This is a genomic window from Neorhizobium fuzhouense (genome assembly GCF_042611105.1).
Lineage (GTDB): Bacteria > Pseudomonadota > Alphaproteobacteria > Rhizobiales > Rhizobiaceae > Neorhizobium > Neorhizobium galegae_A.
In genome coordinates, this window is the sequence record NZ_JBHFFP010000011.1 from 171,240 (window position 1) to 190,076 (window position 18,837).

The 18,837-nt window shown below is 61.5% G+C and carries 18 protein-coding genes and 1 pseudogene; 15 read left to right on the forward strand and 4 right to left on the reverse strand.

Annotated elements, in window-relative coordinates:
* Positions 1 to 2: 2 nt before the first annotated feature.
* Positions 3 to 374, forward strand: coding sequence for an EamA family transporter (locus ACEXP3_RS19025; RefSeq protein ID WP_377298674.1), 372 nt, complete (start codon positions 3 to 5; stop codon positions 372 to 374).
* A 19-nt stretch (positions 375 to 393) separates the two neighbouring features.
* Here the strand turns inward: ACEXP3_RS19025 and ACEXP3_RS19030 are convergent, their stop codons facing one another.
* On the reverse strand, positions 394 to 1,251 hold the full coding sequence (locus ACEXP3_RS19030) for a MipA/OmpV family protein (protein WP_377298636.1): 858 nt from the start codon (positions 1,249 to 1,251) through the stop codon (positions 394 to 396).
* Between the two features lie 150 nt (positions 1,252 to 1,401).
* Positions 1,402 to 1,710: a hypothetical protein gene (locus ACEXP3_RS19035; protein ID WP_377298637.1), complete on the reverse strand. Its 309-nt coding sequence runs from the start codon at positions 1,708 to 1,710 to the stop codon at positions 1,402 to 1,404.
* Positions 1,711 to 2,022: 312 nt separating this feature from the next.
* On the opposite strand from ACEXP3_RS19035, the gene ACEXP3_RS19040 reads away from it, so the two are divergent.
* The 10 genes and pseudogenes from ACEXP3_RS19040 (at position 2,023) to ACEXP3_RS19085 (ending at position 12,719) form a co-directional block, all read left to right on the forward strand.
* The gene (locus ACEXP3_RS19040) at positions 2,023 to 4,746 is read left to right on the forward strand and encodes an ATP-binding protein (protein ID WP_508436199.1); all 2,724 of its coding nucleotides are present in this window, start codon (positions 2,023 to 2,025) and stop codon (positions 4,744 to 4,746) included.
* Positions 4,747 to 4,887: 141 nt separating this feature from the next.
* The gene (locus ACEXP3_RS19045; RefSeq protein ID WP_377298638.1) at positions 4,888 to 5,364 is read left to right on the forward strand and encodes a hypothetical protein; all 477 of its coding nucleotides are present in this window, start codon (positions 4,888 to 4,890) and stop codon (positions 5,362 to 5,364) included.
* Between the two features lie 99 nt (positions 5,365 to 5,463).
* Entirely contained in the window at positions 5,464 to 6,399 is a 936-nt protein-coding gene (locus tag ACEXP3_RS19050) for an MBL fold metallo-hydrolase (protein WP_377298639.1), read from the forward strand.
* Positions 6,400 to 6,747: 348 nt separating this feature from the next.
* Positions 6,748 to 7,584 (forward strand): alpha/beta fold hydrolase, encoded by an 837-nt coding sequence (locus tag ACEXP3_RS19055; RefSeq protein WP_377298676.1) that lies wholly within the window; start codon positions 6,748 to 6,750, stop codon positions 7,582 to 7,584.
* Between the two features lie 35 nt (positions 7,585 to 7,619).
* Positions 7,620 to 8,441 (forward strand): alpha/beta hydrolase, encoded by an 822-nt coding sequence (locus ACEXP3_RS19060; RefSeq protein ID WP_377298640.1) that lies wholly within the window; start codon positions 7,620 to 7,622, stop codon positions 8,439 to 8,441.
* A gap of 52 nt (positions 8,442 to 8,493) precedes the next feature.
* Positions 8,494 to 9,291: an SDR family NAD(P)-dependent oxidoreductase gene (locus tag ACEXP3_RS19065; protein ID WP_377298641.1), complete on the forward strand. Its 798-nt coding sequence runs from the start codon at positions 8,494 to 8,496 to the stop codon at positions 9,289 to 9,291.
* A 168-nt stretch (positions 9,292 to 9,459) separates the two neighbouring features.
* Positions 9,460 to 9,828, forward strand: coding sequence for a response regulator transcription factor (locus ACEXP3_RS19070; RefSeq protein WP_377298642.1), 369 nt, complete (start codon positions 9,460 to 9,462; stop codon positions 9,826 to 9,828).
* Positions 9,829 to 9,860: 32 nt separating this feature from the next.
* Positions 9,861 to 10,136, forward strand: a pseudogene (locus ACEXP3_RS19075) (PAS domain-containing protein); the annotation flags it as partial.
* 6 nt (positions 10,137 to 10,142) lie between these two features.
* A complete protein-coding gene (locus ACEXP3_RS19080) occupies positions 10,143 to 11,936 on the forward strand; it encodes a PAS domain-containing sensor histidine kinase (RefSeq protein ID WP_377298677.1) in 1,794 nt (597 codons plus the stop codon).
* 138 nt (positions 11,937 to 12,074) lie between these two features.
* Positions 12,075 to 12,719 (forward strand): response regulator transcription factor, encoded by a 645-nt coding sequence (locus ACEXP3_RS19085; protein WP_377298643.1) that lies wholly within the window; start codon positions 12,075 to 12,077, stop codon positions 12,717 to 12,719.
* Between the two features lie 70 nt (positions 12,720 to 12,789).
* Here the strand turns inward: ACEXP3_RS19085 and ACEXP3_RS19090 are convergent, their stop codons facing one another.
* Positions 12,790 to 13,002, reverse strand: coding sequence for a hypothetical protein (locus ACEXP3_RS19090; protein ID WP_377298644.1), 213 nt, complete (start codon positions 13,000 to 13,002; stop codon positions 12,790 to 12,792).
* Positions 13,003 to 13,019: 17 nt separating this feature from the next.
* Positions 13,020 to 13,628 carry an MBL fold metallo-hydrolase gene (locus ACEXP3_RS19095; RefSeq protein ID WP_377298645.1) on the reverse strand — a complete coding sequence of 203 codons (609 nt, stop codon included), beginning with the start codon at positions 13,626 to 13,628 and terminating at the stop codon, positions 13,020 to 13,022.
* A 499-nt stretch (positions 13,629 to 14,127) separates the two neighbouring features.
* Between ACEXP3_RS19095 and ACEXP3_RS19100 the strand changes: the two genes are divergently transcribed.
* From ACEXP3_RS19100 to ACEXP3_RS19115, 4 genes are read left to right on the forward strand one after another with little or no spacing between them, the layout of a single operon-like run.
* Positions 14,128 to 15,270, forward strand: coding sequence for an ABC transporter substrate-binding protein (locus tag ACEXP3_RS19100; protein ID WP_377298646.1), 1,143 nt, complete (start codon positions 14,128 to 14,130; stop codon positions 15,268 to 15,270).
* 40 nt (positions 15,271 to 15,310) lie between these two features.
* On the forward strand, positions 15,311 to 16,420 hold the full coding sequence (locus tag ACEXP3_RS19105) for a FecCD family ABC transporter permease (RefSeq protein ID WP_377298647.1): 1,110 nt from the start codon (positions 15,311 to 15,313) through the stop codon (positions 16,418 to 16,420).
* The gene (locus ACEXP3_RS19110; protein WP_377298648.1) at positions 16,417 to 17,283 is read left to right on the forward strand and encodes an ABC transporter ATP-binding protein; all 867 of its coding nucleotides are present in this window, start codon (positions 16,417 to 16,419) and stop codon (positions 17,281 to 17,283) included. The genes ACEXP3_RS19105 and ACEXP3_RS19110 overlap by 4 nt, the downstream gene beginning before the upstream one ends.
* Before the next feature lie 25 nt (positions 17,284 to 17,308).
* Positions 17,309 to 18,631 carry an NtaA/DmoA family FMN-dependent monooxygenase gene (locus ACEXP3_RS19115; RefSeq protein WP_377298649.1) on the forward strand — a complete coding sequence of 441 codons (1,323 nt, stop codon included), beginning with the start codon at positions 17,309 to 17,311 and terminating at the stop codon, positions 18,629 to 18,631.
* The last annotated feature ends 206 nt before the right edge of the window (positions 18,632 to 18,837 follow it).

The following is an 18,837-nucleotide window of genomic DNA, read 5'->3' on the forward strand; positions in this document are numbered from 1 at the left end:
CCATGCGCACGCTTTGGCTTGCCGTGCCGTTTTTAAATGCGCTCCAGCAGATCCTGCTCAAGCTGAGCGCGCTTGATGCGGCACCAAAGAATACCTCTGACGCGGGCGCCTCCTGGCTGGCGCCCCTTCTCTCCTCGCCCTGGTTCCTGGCGGCGATCGGAGCGGAAATAGCCTGCTTTTGCATCTGGATGACGGTGCTTTCACATGTGGACCTGGCCAAGGCCTTTCCGCTGTCGGCCGTCAGCTATGTCCTTATCATGGCCACCGCCTGGTTTGCCTTTGGGGAACCGATACAGCCCCTTCAAGGGATGGGCAGCCTGCTCATCCTTGCCGGCACCTGGCTTATTGCAACGGCAAGCCGCCCTTCGGCCTGAACCGTTTTACGACAAGGCTTCAGAAGCGAACCGCAAAAGCCTTGGAGATGGAAATGCCGAAGACATTCTGGTTGCGGCTGCCGAAGGACGCGGTGATGGGACTGTCGGCAGCATCGCCCGTCAGCCGATCGAAGCGGTTGTAGAACTCGACGGTCATATCCGGCGTCACGGCATAGGAGGCCGAGACGACGAAGCCCACGGATTGCAGCCCGCCTTCTGCCTGAAAGGACGGCAGGACGCCATTGGCCGCCGATTCCGCATCGGTCACCCCGAAATACTTGCGCATATAGGTCCGGTTGCCGAACGTGGCGCGCGGGCCTGCCGAAAGCAACCATTTGTCATTCAGCGGCTGGAACCAGTCGGCGCCCAGAGCAACCACCAGTCCGGTATCATTGTTGAGCGCCTGCCGGAGTTCGCTGCGCACCCGCAACCGATCCGCAATCAGCCAGCCCTGCGCAAAGAGACCGCCATCCACGCCCCAGTTGAGGGTACGCAGCCCCCTGAGGCGGCTGTCATCGCTGCTGGAGCGGCTATCGCGAAAGCCAAGGACCGGGCCGATCTCGATGCCCGCAATATCGAAAAGACCGTAATCGATATTGTCGTCGGCCGCGGAATTTTCAGCCGGTTCGCCAAAGCGGCGGATATCGAAGGAGGGCATGACGCTTGCGCCATAATGGGCAGCGCCTGGAAATTTCGGCCCGAGTTCACCGCTCGCGCCGAGCGTGACAATCCACCCGCCCTGATCCTGATCAGTCTCGTTCGCGGCATCCGACGCATCTGTCGCGCCGGACGCACGATCCAAAGGAGCGGCAAGGACGGAGAAGGGCGACATCAGGGTCAAGAGGGCCAGGATGGCGCAAGGCGTAGTCCTGATCATTGCGAAACTCTTGACGCTGAACCTTCAAAAACCTTGTCTCATCCTGCGTCCAAGGTCAAGGCAGCACGCGCCGCCCTCCCGCCGACCTGACGCAGACCCGGGGCCTTCCATCCAATCCTGCCGCAGAGCCGCGCGCGTGGGCGGACGCGGTTATCGCTCCGTGACCCGGATCGCGCCGGCCTCTGCAAGGCTGCGAGTCACGGTGTCCAGCGCGCGTTCGGCAATGTCGGCAGAGACTTCGATTTCTCCGGAAAGCGGCGCATCGTCGCGCGGCCCGTTCTGATGGGACGCATCCCCGCCCGAGGGCCTCGATCCCGTCGTATTGTCGGCGCCCACCGCCTGGACGAAGATGTCCGGCCTTGCAATACCGTGCTGCTGCACCAGGTGCTCGACCGCCAGGTCCGCCTGCGCCCGCGTCTGGAATGTCGCCGTAACCGTCAGCGTCGTATCGTCTGCCATCGCCTCGTCTCCTCAATCGTTTGCGTATGGGACGAAACGCGCGACCGACATAAGGGTTTCCGGGAGACTGGGGAGACCCATGTGCATCGTTCCTCACGGCACCGGTCGGAGCACATGGTGCTGGCGACGTCGCCGACGGAAAGCTCGCCTGCGGATCTGCGGCACCCAGCGTTCGGTTGAACGAATGGGGCGGTACCGACGGTCCGGTGAAGCTTTTCTCCTGTATTGCCTGTGACGGGAAGCAGGCTATTCTCAACTATTGATCGATGGGTGGCGACACGGCCAGGTTGGGTGGTCCGGAGGAGGCTAGGCGTGGAAGACGAGGTCCGTTTCGGCCCCTTCCTCTTGCACACAGGGAGGCGCGCCCTGTTGCGGGATGGCAGTTCCGTGGCTCTCGGCAGCAGAGCCATGGATATTCTCGCCTGCCTTGCACTGAACGCCGGAAAGCTTCTGACCAACGCGGAAATCATCCGTTACGCCTGGCCGGATACGTTTGTCGACGAGACCAATCTTCGCGTCCACATATCCGCCATCCGCCGGGCGCTCGGGGATACGAAGCGCGAGTCGGTCTATATCTCCAATGTGCCCGGCCGCGGCTACATCTTCATTGCGGATGTGACGACGAAGAAGAATGGTGCGCCCGAGATGCGCCGACCGGCTGCAGCGCATGCTGCGCCCTTCGAGCGCCATCCCGGCGCCAAGATCTTCGGACGGTCTGAAATTGTCGGAACGCTCTATGACCAGTTGAACCAGTCCCGTCTTCTGACGATTGTCGGGCCGGGTGGCATTGGCAAATCGACCGTGGCGCGTGCCGTGCTTGCGCAGCTCGATACGGAAGTTGTCTGGGTCGATCTGGCGGAGCTGAGCTCCGGCGAACTCATTTCGACCGAGGTGGCCTCGAAGCTCGATATCCTGTCGCGGACCGATGATATCGATGGTGAGATCGCTGCTGCGCTGATGAGCCGCGAGATCGTGATCGTCCTCGACAGCTGTGAGCATGTCGTCGAGGAGGCGGCGATCTTCGTGGAATCGATTCTGTCGCGAACGTCTTCGCCGCGGTTTCTCACGACCAGCCGCGAGCCACTTCGTGCCGAAGGAGAATGGGTGCACCGCCTGACCCCGCTCGACCTGCCGCACGCAGGTACGACGATGGCCGATGCGATGAACTCACCCGCCGTACAACTCTTTGTGGAGCGTGCTGCGGCCTGCCGCGGTGGCTATATCCTCAGCGAAACGGATCTCCCCGACGTCGTGGAGCTTTGCCGGCAGCTTGACGGGATCGCACTCGCAATCGAACTGGCAGCGGCACGAATGGACACGATGTCGGCAAAAGCGCTGTCATTGTCGTTGAAGGATAGTTTCCGGGCTCTCAGCCGCGGACGGCGGACGGCGCTGCTGCGTCACCAGACGCTTCGCACCACGCTCGACTGGAGCTACTACGTCCTGACGCCAGAGGAGCAAGCGGCGCTGCAGCAGCTGTCGATCTTCAGGGGTTGGTTCACGGCGGACGCCGCGTCGGCCGTTCTCGACGAACCCGAAGAGGCGGTGGAAAACCTCGTCGCGAAATCGCTGGTCGTTGCCGAACCTCTATCCGAGAACACGCGCTATCGTCTTCTTGATACGACGCGCTTTTACGCCACCGAGAAGCTTCTGGAGAGCGGGCAGTACCGGACTGTGATGGCACGACTGGCGGAGTATCTTTCCGAACTGCTCGAGGCCAGCGAACAGGAGCTTTACACGGCCTTCACCAATAATTGGCCTGAAGAACTCAGCCAACATGTTGCGAGCTTGCGGCTTGCGCTTGAATGGGCCTTCGAGGCGGGCGGCGACGAGATGCTGGGCGTGAAGCTGACCGTTGCTGCCCTGCCTCTGTTTTTCCGGCTTTCGCTGCTCGACGAGTGCTTCGCCTCGGTCACCAAGGCGATCGCTTACCTCGACGCCAATCCGGATCTCGACGAGCGGCGGCGCATGAAGCTGTACACGGCGCTGGGGTGGCCGCAGATGCGATCAACCGATGCGCCGGAGGAAGGCGTCAACGCCTGGGCTGCGGCATTGCGAATTGCCGAGCGTCTCGACGATGTCGATTACCAGCTTCGGGCAATCTGGGCGATGTGGGTCGACGCGATCAACCGGGCGGCCCCCAGTGCCGGGCTGGAGATGGCGCACAAATTCGGCTCTGTTGCCGCTCGATCGACCGATCCCGTCGACGAGGTCGTCGCGCGCCGCATCCTGGGGGCCACCCTGCATTGGTTGGGCCGCCACGAGGAATCCCGGATCCTCCTTGAACAGATGATCCTCCAGTATGACGCCTTGCCCTCCGCGCACACGACGCGGTTTCAGTTCGACCAGCGGATCACGGCCAGAATTATCCTTGCCCGTGATATCTGGATGCTCGGCGATGGCGCGCGCGCTTTGACTGAGGCGCAATCGTGCATCGAGCATGCAATCTTGCTCGGGCATGAGCTGTCATTGGCGAATGTCCTTGCTGAAGCGGCATGCCCGCTTGCCCTTTTGGAAGGGCGGCTGGATCTTGCGCGGGATTACATCGCACTCCTCAAGGAACACACGAAATCGCTGTCCCTCGACGTGTGGAATTCCTATGCGAAATGCTTCGAGGCCGAGATCAAGCTTCGGGAGGGGCAAGCCGATCATTGTCTTGCCGAACTCCGGTTGAGCATGTCCGTTCTCGACAAGGCGGGGTTCAACTTGTTCAGAACCTATTTCCAGTCGATTGAAGCGGAAGCCCTCTCCAGAAAAGGGCGTTTTGCCGAAGCAGCCTGCATCATCGAGACAGCGCTCGCACACTGCGATTCCTCCGGCGAACGATGGTGCAAACCGGAACTGCTCCGGATGAAGGGGCAGTTGGCCTATGAGGAAAATGGGCCGGACAGGCTGACGATCGCCGAGCGGTGGATCACGATGGCCTGCGAAGAGGCACGTTCTCAGGGCGCCGTCGCCTGGGAGGTGCGTGCCCTGGCCAGCCTCTCCCGCATGCACGAAGACAGCGGGCCGAATGCCGGCGCCATGGCCGTCTAAACAATCCGTTCGGCATCGGCTCTACGGGTCTCTGTGGGATAGCTGCGCTTTCGCCAATCGGCGCATTTACATTGATTTACAACGCCTCACTGGTTCACGGCACCACGGCCCCATACTCTTTTCGCAACAGAGGCAGAGACTATGGCGACCGTTCCACTGTGTGTGCTGATCGTCCTCGACGGGGAAGAGCATCCAGACCTACCCGACAGGGAACTCGCGATGAGTGTCGCGGCAGTCTATCTGAAGCTCAAGGGATCGGATGCGGACGCGGTGTTCACCTGTCATGGGGGCGGATTTCCGCCTGTGGCATGCTCCATGCGAAAATTCTCCGATGAGGGGATCATCGGACGCTTTCTCGATGATTATCTTGCAAGAAGCGATATCGCCGACGCGCTCGCCCTTGAGCAGATTGTCGTCGATGACTTCGAGGCTGCGGTCTTCTTTCCGACGAACCCGCCCGATCTTGGACCCGCCGCGGCGTTGAAGCAGGCCTTTCTGGATCAAGGCCGGACAGTTGTGCTTCCCGCGGGCTGGCAGGCCGAACAGACGACAAAGGGAAAAATCGTCGTTCGCAGTTCAGCCACCGACTTGGATTGGCTGGAGCATTTGCTGCGCTAAGGCCAGACGGCTTCCCGGACTTGACGAGCATCCAACCGGTCCGCCGGGTGCAGAGCGCCGGCGGACTTTTGCCTTCTCAAACCTGATGGAGACAGGTCGATGACCAATTTTCCGCCCCTTTCGATCAACCGAAGAGAGTTGCTTTCCCTCAGCGCCGGTGCGGCGCTCGCAAGCCTTGCAGGCCCACCTGCATTTGCGGCAAAACCCCACCGCTTTGTTCATGGAGACTTCGACATCTCCGTGCTGAGCGACGGGTTCCTGACGCTCTCCGCAGACATTCTGCTGCCGGACGCATCACCGGAGGTGCGCGCTCCCATCTTGGCCTCCATGGGTGGCGACCTCAGTGGAGCACAGGTCCGCGCCAATGTCCCGCTCATCCGCCACGGGAATGATCTGGTCCTCATCGATACCGGGGCCGGCGGCAACTTTCAGGCCAGTGCCGGCCGTCTCGCGGACAATTTAAAAGAGATCGGCATAGAGCCGACGTCCATCACGAAGATCGTCTTCACCCATGCTCATCCCGACCATTCCGGTGCAACCACCCTGGCCGACGGACACCTTCTCTACCCGAATGCGCAGTATTATGTGGGAGAGGCCGAATGGGACTTCTGGACCGACAAGAATTTCGAAACCCGGCGGCCCGCCGCCCTTCATGAATTCGCCAAGGGGGCGCAGCGAGACCTGCTTGCCGTGGAAGACCGCATCACCCGCGTCAGGCACGGCGACGAAATCCTGCCCGGCATGTCCGTCATCAACACCCCCGGCCATACGCCCGGCCACATATCATTGGAGCTTGCGGGCCGCGACAACCTCGTCATCACCGGTGACGCCTGCACCAGCGAAGTGATCTTCTTTCAGCATCCGGAATGGCATTTCGGCTTCGACACCGATGCCGATCTTGCCCTTAAGAACCGCCGCACGCTTCTTGATCGCGCCGCACATGAAAAGCTGAAGCTTCTCGGCTACCATTGGAGCTACCCCGGTGTGGGTTACGCGGAACGCGCCGGAGGCGCCTATCGGTTCGTGGCGGGCTGATACACGCATGATGAAGATCTCCAAGGACCCGGTCGAAAGCCGGGTCCTTTTCTTTATGAGCCAGCCTGTTCTTTGAAGATCATCTTGGCCTGAACTTCGATTATCACCGATTTACGACCCTTTACTCGCAGTCTGCGGCTCCTTCCGCCAGATTTCATCTCGTACAACAGAGGCATTTCAGCAGCCGAGGCGACGAGCATGAACGCCACCGCAATCGCACAGCTTTCGATCACTGCAACCCGGCGGGATCTGCTTCTTGGAGGAAGCGCGGCCCTCGCTGCCGCGGCTCTCCCGAAGACGGCTCCGGCCGCCGCCACCGCAAACGCAACCGAACAGGGGAACTTCATCATGTCTTACATCACGACCCATGACGGAACCGAAATCTTCTACAAGGACTGGGGCCCGCGCGATGCGCAGCCGGTCGTCTTTCATCACGGCTGGCCGCTCTCGGCCGACGACTGGGACAACCAGATGATGTTCTTTCTCGATAAGGGCTTTCGGGTCATCGCCCATGATCGGCGCGGGCATGGCCGCTCGACCCAGACGGACACGGGCAACGAGATGGACACCTATGCCGCAGACGTTGCGGCTTTGGCGGAGAAGCTCGACCTGAAGCGGGCCATCCATGTCGGTCATTCCACCGGTGGCGGCGAAGTCGTGCATTATGTCGCCCGCGCCAAGCCGGGCCGCGTCTCCAAGGCCGTCATCATCGGTGCGGTGCCGCCGATCATGGTGAAGTCGGAAAAGAACCCGGGTGGGCTTCCGATCGAAGTCTTCGACGGCTTCCGCGCCGCACTGATCGCCAACCGCGCCCAGTTCTTCCGCGACGTGCCCGCAGGTCCGTTCTACGGTTTCAATCGCCCGGGTGCCCAGGTCTCCGAAGGGGTCATCCAGAATTGGTGGCGCCAGGGAATGATGGGGGGAGCCAAGGCGCATTATGATTGCATCAAGGCCTTCTCGGAAACCGACTTCACCGAGGATCTCAAGAAGATCGATCTTCCGGTGCTGGTCATGCACGGCGACGACGATCAGATCGTCCCCTATTCCGACTCGGCGCCGCTGTCGGCAAAGCTGCTCAAGAACGGCACGCTCAAGACCTATTCGGGCCTGCCGCACGGCATGTGCACGACCCATCCGGACGTGATCAACGCCGATCTCCTGTCCTTCTTCAAAACGTCGGCCTGAGCGTCTCCCACAACAGCTTTGCAAGGATAGATCCGATGACGAAAACCATCATGCTCATCCACGGGGCCTGGCTGAACGCCAGAAGCTGGGACGGTTTCAAGGCCCGGTACGAGGCCCAAGGCTATACCGTGGTCGCGCCGAACTGGCCTTACGATGACGGCGAACCGGCCGCTCTGCGCGCCAATCCGCACCCCATGCTCAAGACGGTCGGCGTGCAGGGCATCGTCGACCATTTCGAGGCCGAGATCCGCAAGCTGCCGGAGCCGCCGATCCTGATCGGCCATTCGGCAGGCGGGGTCTGGACGCAGATCTTGCTGGACCGCGGCCTCGGCGCTGCCGGCGTCGCCATCGATCCAGCTCCGACGACGGGCGTTGGGCTCGGCGCCCACGCGATCGTCTCCGCCTTGCCGGTCCTCTGTGCATGGGGAAGCTGGAAGCGGACCATGCACATGTCGCGCGCTTTCTTCGGCAAGCGCTTTGCCAACACGCTGCCGAAGGACAAGGTGGACGATTACTATGACCGCTACATCGTGCCGACCGCAGGCAAGGTGTACTGGGACGGCATTCTGAGTTCGGTCGGCAAGATCCGGTGGGACAATCCCGATCGGGCCCCACTCCTCCTGACCGGGGGAGGCCTCGACCTCATCGCCGACGCCAGCATGACACGGGCAATCTTTGACAAGCAGAAGCGCGCGCGGTCCGTCACGGCGCTCAAGATCTTTGACGACCGCTCACACTTCACATGCATTGACGTCGGCTGGGAGCAGGTCGCCGATTTTGCCCTGGACTGGGCGGTGCGACACGTACGCTCCGTCCCCACGAGTTTGCCCGGAAATCCTATCGGAAACGCCGCCTGAACCCTGAGGTGGCCCCAACCAATCCCAAGTTTCCCAGATCAAGGAGATGATCATGACAAAGCCAATCGCCATCGTCACCGGAGCGTCCTCCGGTATCGGTTCCGTCTACGCTGACCGGCTTGCCGCTCGGGGTTACGACCTCGTTCTGGTCGCCCGGGACCTCGAAAGACTTCGCCGCTCGGCAAATGACCTCACCGGCAAATATGCCATCGCGGCCACGCCGCTCGCCCTCGATTTGAGCCAGCAGAGCGACCTCGACCTCCTGCTGACACGTCTCCGCACGGACAGGCTTGTCGAACTCCTCGTCAACAGCGCCGGCATCGGGCCGAGCAGCGGCGTCTTGAGCTCCGACGAGGGCACGCTCGATCGCATGGTCCATCTCAACGTCAATGTCCTGCATGCCCTCACCGTTGCCGCTGCGAAGACATTTGCCGCAAAGGGCGCCGGCGCGATCATCAACATCGCCTCCGTCGTCGCACTGATGCCGGAGCGCTTCAACGGGAGCTATGCGGCGGGAAAATCATTCGTGCTCTCGCTGACCCAGGCACTCAATGTCGAGCTGGAACCCAAAGGGGTCCGTATCCAGGCGGTCCTGCCCGGTTTCACCAGAACCGAAATCTTCGAACGGGCCGGCTATGACAGCTCCGCCATTCCCGCAAGCATGATGATGGATGCGGGCCAGATGGTCGATGCGGCACTGACCGGCTTCGATGCGGGTGAGACCGTCACCATCCCGTCTCTTGGCAACGAGGGGCTCTGGAAGGCGCTGGACGATGCAAGGCATCAGCTCGGCCCGCACCTCTCATTGGACAGGCCCGCCGCGCGCTATCTGAGCACGCTGCCGCATTAACTCTGATTTTGGAGGCTCACTGTAAGGCGTCCCGCAATCGGCGGGACGTCAGCCTTTCTCCTAAGCGACCGATCGATTGCAGACGCGCAAAAATAAACCATCGTATAATTCCGAAGTTTGTCGGGATGGCGCATGCTGGTCGTCAGCGCACGTGGATAGGATAGCTCCGTGACAGACATCTCGATTGCCATCGTCGATGACGACAGATCTCTGCGCAATGCATTGGTCGCCCTGCTCCAGGCGTCGGATTATCTTGCCACCGGTTTCGAGAACGCCGAAGCCTTCTTGAGATCGACCGAGGTGGACACGGTCGATTGCCTGGTCACCGACATCCATATGCCGGGAATGAACGGCCTTGAGCTCAAGCAGGCCATGGCCGTGCGACGAAGCTCGCTGCCCGTCATCATGATGACGGCATTGCAAGAGCGATCCACGATCCGCGACGCCCTTGCGGCTGACCCGATCTGTCTCCTGTCGAAACCCTTCGAGAGCGAGCGGCTGCTCGAATGTCTCGATCAGGTTTTCGCCGAGCGTTGACGGAGGAACAGGGGATGCGGACCAACACGCTGATGACGTCGGTGACCGGGTCTTCCCATCTGCGGACGCTCGCCTCCGTGCTGGACACCTTGCCGGACTCCGTGATCATCTTTGACCTCCAGGGCCCAATCCAGTTTTTCAACAAGGCAGCGCTTTCGCTTTACGGGCATTCAATCTCGGCCATGGAGGGGCGCAATGTTGACGATCTCCTGCTGACGCGGCATCCCCACGGCCTCAACACGATCAAACGACTGCTTCTGGACGCCGGCCAGTGGTCCGGCGAAGTTTACAGACGTTCGGCGACCGGGGCGGAATTGAAGATCGGTGTCGACTGGACACTGCAATTTGACGATGCCGACCACAGCTTTCCTGCCTTTGTTGTCGAACGAAGCCGTGACCTCAGCCGCATCGAGGAGATCGCCGAACAGGTTCGCATCGCGTCACACCGATACGAGAATATATTCCAGGCCATGGCCGCCTCGTTCTGGGAGCTGGATTTCTCCGGTGTCCGCCGCATGATCGGGGAACTGATGCAGGCGGGCGTCACCGACTTCGCGGAGCATTTCCATAAAGATGAGGCGTGGCTCGAATTGGCGCTACGCAATACGATCGTGCTCGATGTCAATGACAAGACCGTGGAGATGTTCGGCGCGGAGAGCCGCCAGGCCATGATCGGCGGCAACGTGGAATCGGCCTGGCCCAAGGAGAGCAGGCACGTGTTTGCGGATGCTCTCCTTCATGCCGTCCGACGGGAGCCGCGCCTGTCCGCGGAGACGATCCTGACGCGCGTCGACGGGACACCGTTCAACGCGCTTTTTACCGTGTGCTGGCCGCCCGGTCATGAAGGCAAAGGTTCGGTGCTGGTCGGCGTGATCGATATCTCCGACCGCAAGCGCTCGGAGGCCCGGCTCATCGCAAGCGAGGCCCGTTACCGCGAGCTTTTCCAGGCCATGAGCATGGGCCTGGTGCATTTGGACACCCGGCGGCTCTGGCAGATCTTCAATCGCCTCAAGCAGGAAGGGGTTCTGGACCTGCGCGCGCATCTTGAAACCCATCCGCACATCATCGATGAGGCGATGGAGGCGACCGTCATTGCCGAGGTCAACAGCGCGGCAGTGACGCTCTATGGCGCAAGATCGGCAAGCGACCTCGTTGGGACGACGGTCAAGGCCCTCTGGTCGCCGAAGGGAATGCGGACCTTCCTGCGAGCGCTGGAAGCCGGCTATTATCTCCAACCGGGTTTCGAGGAAGAGACGGAGCAGCTGCGTCTGGATGGGACGCCGATTGCCGTTCACTTGTCGTTCAATCCGTCCCCGGCGCTCCGAGCCGAAGGGCGCCTCCTGATCGGCATGATCGATATCAGCGAGCGCGTGGCGGCTGAAGCTGCGTTGGCGGAGTTGAAGCAGTCCTTCGCACACCACACGCGACTTGCCCTTCTCGGCGAAATGACGGCATCCATATCCCACGAGATCAATCAGCCGCTCAGCGCGATCATGACCTACGGGGCTGCCGGGCGCCGCATGCTGGAACGTCCCACCATAGACCGGGACAAGCTCCGCACGATCCAGGACAATATCATCTCGGATGCACGCCGGGCAGCCGACGTGATCATCCGGACCCGAAACATGGCAACGGGCAGGCAGGCTGACACGTCGGTCAGGCCGATTGCCCTGCTGATCGAGGAATCATTGAAGTTCGTGGAGCACGATCTGAAGACCAACTCGGTTCGCCTGGAAAAGACCTTGGCTGACGGTGGCGCAGAGGTGTCGGTTGATCCGGTACAGTTTCAGCAGGTGATCGTGAACCTGTGTGTGAACGCAATCCAGGAAATGCAGAAGGTTCCGCATGCTCGCCGTGCCCTGATCGTGCAGACCCGCCCGGATGGAGATCAGGTCATGGTCGGGATCGAAGACAGAGGCTTGGGCGTGCCCGCCGAGAACATGCCGCGTCTGTTCGACACATTCTTTACAACCAAGACGACCGGCCTCGGCATGGGACTTGCGATCTGCAGACAGATCGTCGACGCCCATGGCGGCACGCTGACGGTGACAAACACAGGCTCCGGCGCACTCTTTACCATCAAGCTGCCACGGGCACGACAAAAGTAAACTGCAGGTTGGCGAGGACGCAGATCTTATCAGTCGTCAGATTTTACAACTTTTAATTCGCCTCGCGGCTGCGGCTATGGAATATTGTCTTTGATCCAAAAGCGACCGGAAAGGTCGTTGGACCCGAGGGATACGGCAATGTCTGAGACAGCATCAACCGTATATGTCATCGATGACGACCAGTCGCTTGCTCAGTCGTTGTCGCTTCTCTTTGAATCCGTCGGCATTGGCTGCTCGACATTTGCCAATGCGGAGGAGTTTCTCGCCGCAAGGCGAGGACCGGAACCGGCATGTCTGCTCCTCGACGTCCGGCTTCCGGGGATAAACGGCCTCGACTTTCAGCCAAGGCTTGCCCAGTACGGGATCGATCTTCCCGTCGTCATGATGACCGGGCACGCCGATGTCCCGATGACGGTCAGAGCGATGAAGGCAGGAGCAATCGACTTTCTGCCAAAGCCTTTCCAGGAACAGGAGCTTCTCGATGCCGTCGGCGCAGCCATCGAAAAGGACCAGGCCCGCCGGCAAAATGCATCCAACGCATCCAGAGTGGCCAAGGCATTCCAGTCGTTATCGCTTCGCGAGCAACAGGTCATGACGATGGTGACCGCAGGCCTTCTCAACAAGCAGGTGGCCGGCCAGTTGGGCCTCAGCGAAATTACGGTGAAGATCCATCGCGGTACTGCCATGCGCAAAATGGGCGCAAAGACGCTGCCGGAGCTGGTGCGCATGGCCGAGATGCTGAAGCAGGCTGCCCCCTCCCCGTCAAAGGAAGCAGTCGCGTAATGGAACCGCTGTCGCGATCAAGCGGTCATCTGTTTCGCAATGGTTGCGGTTCAGCCCCGTATTGTCAGCCTCAGTCAGCCACCAGACCGCCGCGCATCGCAGCCAGTTGCGCACTGTCATGCGAGGCGAATATCTGGATCTGCGAACCGAAATCCCGTTTCAGGTCCCGAAGCCTCTCGATATTAGACAGTCGCGCGTTTCGGTCCATGCTCATGATGGCTTGATAGATGCGCAGTCCGACCGGGCAGTTCGGCTCGGTGCCGTCAAGCTGGCCGTGATGCATGAAGCTGTCTCCCGCGTTCAACAGCCATCCGCCCTCCGACTGGATCGCGACGCCAGCATGTCCCGTCGTGTGACCGGGCAGCGGCACCAGGAGGATCTCGGGAGGAAGCCCGCCAGATCCCGAACGGCCTGAAAGCCGAACCACGGCTCCCTTGCGTCCTCGTACATCCGCCATTGCGCGACGTCACGCCACATCGCGCGCCTGTAGCGCTGGGTCGGCACGAAGCCGGCGGGATGGTCGGCTGCTTGCCGCTCTTTGGCCATGACATGGACCGTCGCCTCGGGAAAATCTGAAATCCCACCTGCATGGTCGAAATCAAGATGCGTGAGGACGATATGGCGCACATCACGCGGCGAAAAGCCCATTGCCTTGATCTGGTAGATCGCGGTGTCTTCCGCGCGAAGGCGCGTGTTGAGAATGAACGGCCAGGTTCGGGGCAGTCTCCGGGGAGACGTCTGCGGCAGGTCCTTCATGCCATATCCGGTATCGACCAACACCAGGGCGTTGCGGGTTTCGACGAGCAGGCAATGCGTGCAGATATCCGCAAACAGACCTTTGCTTGATCCATCGAACAGGAAGCCGCCAAGAGGACAATGCGAGCCGCAGTTGAGATGGTGGATGCGCATCTTTGTTCCCCTCTACGCTGCCAAAGCAACTTCGGCAGAGGATCACATCCACATTTTCGGATCAATTATACGGGTAGATGATGCCGAAGGGTGGGAGGCGTGCGCTGCACTGATCGACGGCGAGACTTGCCGGCCGCTGACGTCACGACAGGTCAGTCGCGCTATTCAGCGCTGAACGGACTTGCCGGAACCACCCTCGTCAGTTCCACCACGGGGCACGACACGGTCTTCGATCCCCTAGTCGATTTTTGCGACCGGCGTCGTCACCTGAAAATCCGCCCCTCAGCACACAATCAGACGGTGCATATTTGCACCCAATACACCGCTCTCCATCCTCAACAAGAACCAACTACGCCATAATATTCTACAAATTTAGTAGATAAAGAATGACCTGTCTTTCTAAAGGGCGCCACGATCCCTAGCCTGACTTTTGTCAAGCATCGCCGTGCCCAGCGCTGTCGGTGATCGAAGCAACCGGATCAAGAGGAAGAGAGCCGCCATGCCTGAAGAACAAACGAGATCGTCGCGCCCCGCGCGCTGTGCAGCTGCCATTCTGGCGTCTGCTCTGCTTCTATCCGGGTTGCCCCTGTCGAGCGGGTTGCAGCGCTCCGTCGCCCGTGCCGAGACGGACACCCGCAAGACCGTGACGATCACCGATGAACTCGGGCGCGACGTCACGGTGAAGGTCCCGGTGAAGGCCGTTTACCCCGACCTCTGGTACCAGACCGAAATCGTCAGGGCGATCGGTGCCGGCAAGACGATCGTCGCCGTCGATCAGACCGCCGACCCCAGGAAGAACGCAGCCAACAAGGATTATTTTGCCGAATTCGCCAAGGTTCCGGATGCAGGGAACTACAACGGCCCCAACTGGGAAACGATTGCCACGTCCGGGGCGGAAGTCTTTTTTGCGCGTCGCAACTCGCCCTGGCAGGACGCCGTCGAAAAGCTGAAACCCTTCGGCATCCAGGTCGTCGTCGTCAGCACCTGGGACCCGAAGGTGCTGCGCGCGCAATTGCCCAATATCGGCACGATATTCGGTGCGGAAAAGGGCGCGGCGGATCTCGCAAGGCTCTATGACGACATCGACAAGGTTCTTGACGAGCGCCTGAAGGGCGTTCAGCCCAAGACCGTCTATTTCGAAAACAATGCCGACTTCGTGACCTCGGTGCCAGGATCCGGCTGGCATGACACCATCGTGCTGGGCGGCGGCAAGAACATCTTTGCCGATGTTGCGATTGCCAACAATGGCAGCGCCTCCGTTCACACCTATACCGTCGATCCGGTCGAAATCATCGCGCGCAATCCCGACGTGATCATTCACAACGGTATCGATGGACAGGCCTCGGGCTACGAACCGTGGGATCAGAGCCAGCTGGAGAACCAGGCCAAGCGCATTGCCAGCCGCCCGGGCTGGAACGCCATCAAGGCGGTGCAGGACGGCAATGTCTTCGTCTTCAGCAATTTCTTCTTTTCTGCGCTGGGAAAGCAGGTCGGTGCGCTCGCGGTCGCCAAATGGCTCTATCCGGAACAACTGGCGGATGTGGACCTCGATGTCTATCTCGCCCGCTGGCTAGATGCGCAAGGCGTGAAGCCCCGCCCGGCCTCCGACTACATCCACAAGCTCGACAAGGTGAACGGCTGACCGCCGTCGTCCGTCCGCGAACTCTCAGTCGGAGACCAATATGAGCACGATCGAAACGGAGCCCGGCGTGGCGCTTGCCAACAGAAAGGAGGTCGCCCGGCGGCGGCGGCCCCATGACAGGTATTTCTTCCAGAAGACGGCGATCGCGCTCGGTCTCGTCGTGGTGCTCCTTGCCGCGGTGATCGGCATCAGGATCGGCACGTCGGGGGCGACGCTGACAGATGTGGTGCAGACCTTCTGGGCGAAGATCACAGGCACCGCCGCCCCGGACCGCGCCACCCTGCAGATCCAGAACATCATCTGGGAACTGAGGGTGCCGCGCGTCGCACTGGCGATCCTCGGTGGCGGCGCTCTGGCCGTTGCCGGGACGCTGTTTCAGGGACTGCTGCGCAACCCGCTGGTCAGCCCCTACACGCTCGGCATCGCCCCCGCCGCCGCCTTCGGGGCCTCGCTGGCCATCGTCCTGTTCGGTGCGACCGGCGGCGGCGCCTCCATTCCGCTCGTCCTCGGCGCGCTGCTCTTTTCCTTCCTCAATACCGCGCTGGTGCTGACGCTCGCCTCCACACGGCACCTCAACGCCACCACTCTCATCCTGGTCGGCATTGCGCTGTCGCAACTCTTCGGCGCGCTGACGGCCTGCATCCAGTATTTCGCGGAGGACGAGATCCTCGCCGCCATCGTCCGCTGGACCTGGGGCTCGGTCAACAATTCCGCCTGGTATCAGGTGTTGGTGATGTTCGGTCTGCTGGTGCTGGCCTTCCCCTATATCCGGTTTCGCAGCGGCGCCCTCAACGCCATCGCGTTTGCCGGAGACGATGCCGCCAAGAGCCTGGGCGTCGCCGTGCAGAGGGTCCGACTGGAATCCATTGCGATCGCCGCGACCCTGACGGCGGTGACCATTGCCTTCACCGGCATCATCGGCTTCGTCGGTCTCGTCGCCCCGCATATTGCAAGGCTCGTGGTCGGCGCAAATCACCGCTTCCTGATCACCTTCTCGGCGATCATCGGCGCCCTGCTGCTCGTGGTTTCCGATGCGGTCGGCAGGCTCGTCATCAATCCGGGCGTCATTCCTGTCGGCATCATCGATGCCTTGGTCGGTGCCCCGATCTTCCTCTATCTCATCCTTACCAGGCAAAAGGCGATCGAATGACCCTCAACATCAGTTCCCTCGTCGTGGGCTATGGCAAGAGACATGTCGTCAAGGGCGCCAATCTCGAAATCAGGAAGGGCGAGCTGGTCGGGCTGCTCGGTTCCAACGGATCGGGAAAATCCACGCTGATCAAGGCAATCGCCGGCATCAACCGCCATAGCGGCGGTTCCATCACCTGGAACGGCACGATCGACCTCGCCGGACTGCCGCGGCGCGAGCTGGCAAAGATCGTGGCCTACGTGCCGCAGTCGATCGGGCTGTCCTTCGGTCTCGACATCAAGGAAGCAGTCCTGCTGGGCCGCACGCCCTATTTCGGCACGCGTCCGCGCGAAGAGGACTGGCACCATGTCGAGGGCGCCATGCAGATGCTGGGGCTCGACGAACTCGGCGACAGGTCGGTGACGGAATTGTCCGGCGGGCAGGCGCAACGCGTCCTGATCGCTCGCGCACTTGCCCAGGATCCGGAAATCCTGCTGCTCGACGAGCCCACCAGCGCGCTCGATATCCGCTATCAGTGGCAGACGCTTTCGGTCGCGCGCGAGATCACCCGCAAGAAGAACGTCGCGGCCGTCATCGCCATCCACGACCTGAACCAGGCGGCACGTTTCACCGACCGCGTCGTCTTCCTGCACCATGGCAATGTCATCGCACAGGGGCCGCCCGCGGACGTCTACTCGCCGGCGCTGATCAAGGAGGTCTACGGCGTGGATGTCGAACTGTCCTCCTACAAGGGCTTCGTTCAGGTCCATCCGCTTTCCGGACCGAGCGCATCCCATCATCGGCCGCCGGAAGACATCTCCGCCCGGATCGGCGACGGGGCAGATGCAAACCGCCTGGCGCTTCAAGGCCGCTCCATAGCCTGACACTTATCCTGCGAGGATCACCATCATGACGAACACCTGGGGAAACAGAAAAAGCGAGCGTGGCGAAGGGCTGGTGCTCGGCCTGCTGCTTGGCGGCACGGGGCAGACCAAGAAGCCGGGCACCAACGGTCCGACCGACAACCTGCTCGACATCGACGCCTATATCGAACAGGCGCAGCAGGCCGAGCGCGGCAAGATCCACACGATCTTCCTGGCCGATGCACTCGTGACCAGCGAGACGGCACCGAAACCGGGGCTGGAACCGGTGACGCTGCTCAGCGCACTCGCGACCCGGACCTCCAAGATCGGCCTCATCGCCTCGATCTCGACCTCTTTCACCGAGCCCTACAATCTCGCGCGGCAGATGCTGTCACTCGACCATATCTCGCGCGGCCGCGCAGGCTGGAACCTGGTGACCTCCTCCGCCGGCGAAAAGAATTTCGGCAAGCCTTTGCCCGACCATGACGATCGCTACGCCGTCGCCGAGGAATTCGTCGGCGTGGTGCAGGCACTCTGGGAGAGCTGGGAGCCGGATGCGGTCAGCTACGATGACAACGGTCGCCAGAAGGTCAACCCGCGAAAGGTCCACCGCATCGACTGGGCGGGTCGGCATTTCTCGGTCCAGGGACCACTCAATGTCTCCCGCAGCCCGCAGGACCGGCCGATCCTGGCGCAGGCGGGCTCTTCAACCGAAGGGCGCCAGCTCGGCGCGCGGATCGCCGATGTGATCTTCACGACCGGCTTGACGGAGATCGAACCCTCGGTGGAGATCTATAACGACTTCAAGCGGCGCGCCTCGGCCTTCGGGCGTGCGCCCGACAAGATCAAGATCCTGCCGGGCGTCGCCCCTGTCATCGGTTCATCGGACGAGGAAGCGCATCGCTTCTGGCGGGACGTGATGGACGAGATCGACTTCGAGGAAGGTCGCAAGTCGCTGGCCGGCCAGTTCGGCGGCATCGATTTCGAAGGGCTTCCTCTCGATGCACCGATTCCGCTCGACGAACTGCCGCAGACGGCCGAGGTCCAGGGGCGCCGCTCCCGCTTCGGCGTTTTCCGCAATCTCATCGAAAGCGGCAAGGTGCGCACGGTGCGCGACCTGATCATCTATCACTCGAGCGGCGCGGGCCACTGGTTCCCCATCGGATCGGTCGAAAACGTGGCCGACCAGTTGCAGGAGCGCTACGAGCGTGGGGCAACCGACGGCTTCAATTTCCTGGCCTTCTCGCTAAAATATGCACCGGGTCTCAGCGCCATCACCGACCACTTGATCCCCGAGCTGCAGCGGCGCGGCATCTTCCACCACGACTACCAGCACGAAACGCTGCGGAGCAATCTCGGCGTGGCCTGAGCCGCATGCGGGACCAGCCGTCCAAAGATCGGTCGACAGGCCGGATTGCCTCGGAGCCGCGGGGATCCGGCGACGAAGACGGGCATCCCACGCTCCATCATCGTTGGCGCCGGGGCAGTCGGCGCCGACCCTGGCGCGCAATTGCTATTCGCCGGCATCGACAACGCTGAACAGCGGCGCCCGATCACCGGCTTTCGCGCCACGTG

Coding starts and splice junctions, on each gene's coding strand:
- ACEXP3_RS19025 (WP_377298674.1), top strand. CDS start 3: ATGCGCACGCTTTGGCTTGCCGTGCCGTTTTTAAATGCGCTCCAGCAG.
- ACEXP3_RS19030 (WP_377298636.1), bottom strand. CDS start 1,251: ATGATCAGGACTACGCCTTGCGCCATCCTGGCCCTCTTGACCCTGATG.
- ACEXP3_RS19035 (WP_377298637.1), bottom strand. CDS start 1,710: ATGGCAGACGATACGACGCTGACGGTTACGGCGACATTCCAGACGCGG.
- ACEXP3_RS19045 (WP_377298638.1), top strand. CDS start 4,888: ATGGCGACCGTTCCACTGTGTGTGCTGATCGTCCTCGACGGGGAAGAG.
- ACEXP3_RS19050 (WP_377298639.1), top strand. CDS start 5,464: ATGACCAATTTTCCGCCCCTTTCGATCAACCGAAGAGAGTTGCTTTCC.
- ACEXP3_RS19055 (WP_377298676.1), top strand. CDS start 6,748: ATGTCTTACATCACGACCCATGACGGAACCGAAATCTTCTACAAGGAC.
- ACEXP3_RS19060 (WP_377298640.1), top strand. CDS start 7,620: ATGACGAAAACCATCATGCTCATCCACGGGGCCTGGCTGAACGCCAGA.
- ACEXP3_RS19065 (WP_377298641.1), top strand. CDS start 8,494: ATGACAAAGCCAATCGCCATCGTCACCGGAGCGTCCTCCGGTATCGGT.
- ACEXP3_RS19085 (WP_377298643.1), top strand. CDS start 12,075: ATGTCTGAGACAGCATCAACCGTATATGTCATCGATGACGACCAGTCG.
- ACEXP3_RS19090 (WP_377298644.1), bottom strand. CDS start 13,002: ATGCATCACGGCCAGCTTGACGGCACCGAGCCGAACTGCCCGGTCGGA.
- ACEXP3_RS19095 (WP_377298645.1), bottom strand. CDS start 13,628: ATGCGCATCCACCATCTCAACTGCGGCTCGCATTGTCCTCTTGGCGGC.
- ACEXP3_RS19100 (WP_377298646.1), top strand. CDS start 14,128: ATGCCTGAAGAACAAACGAGATCGTCGCGCCCCGCGCGCTGTGCAGCT.
- ACEXP3_RS19105 (WP_377298647.1), top strand. CDS start 15,311: ATGAGCACGATCGAAACGGAGCCCGGCGTGGCGCTTGCCAACAGAAAG.
- ACEXP3_RS19110 (WP_377298648.1), top strand. CDS start 16,417: ATGACCCTCAACATCAGTTCCCTCGTCGTGGGCTATGGCAAGAGACAT.
- ACEXP3_RS19115 (WP_377298649.1), top strand. CDS start 17,309: ATGACGAACACCTGGGGAAACAGAAAAAGCGAGCGTGGCGAAGGGCTG.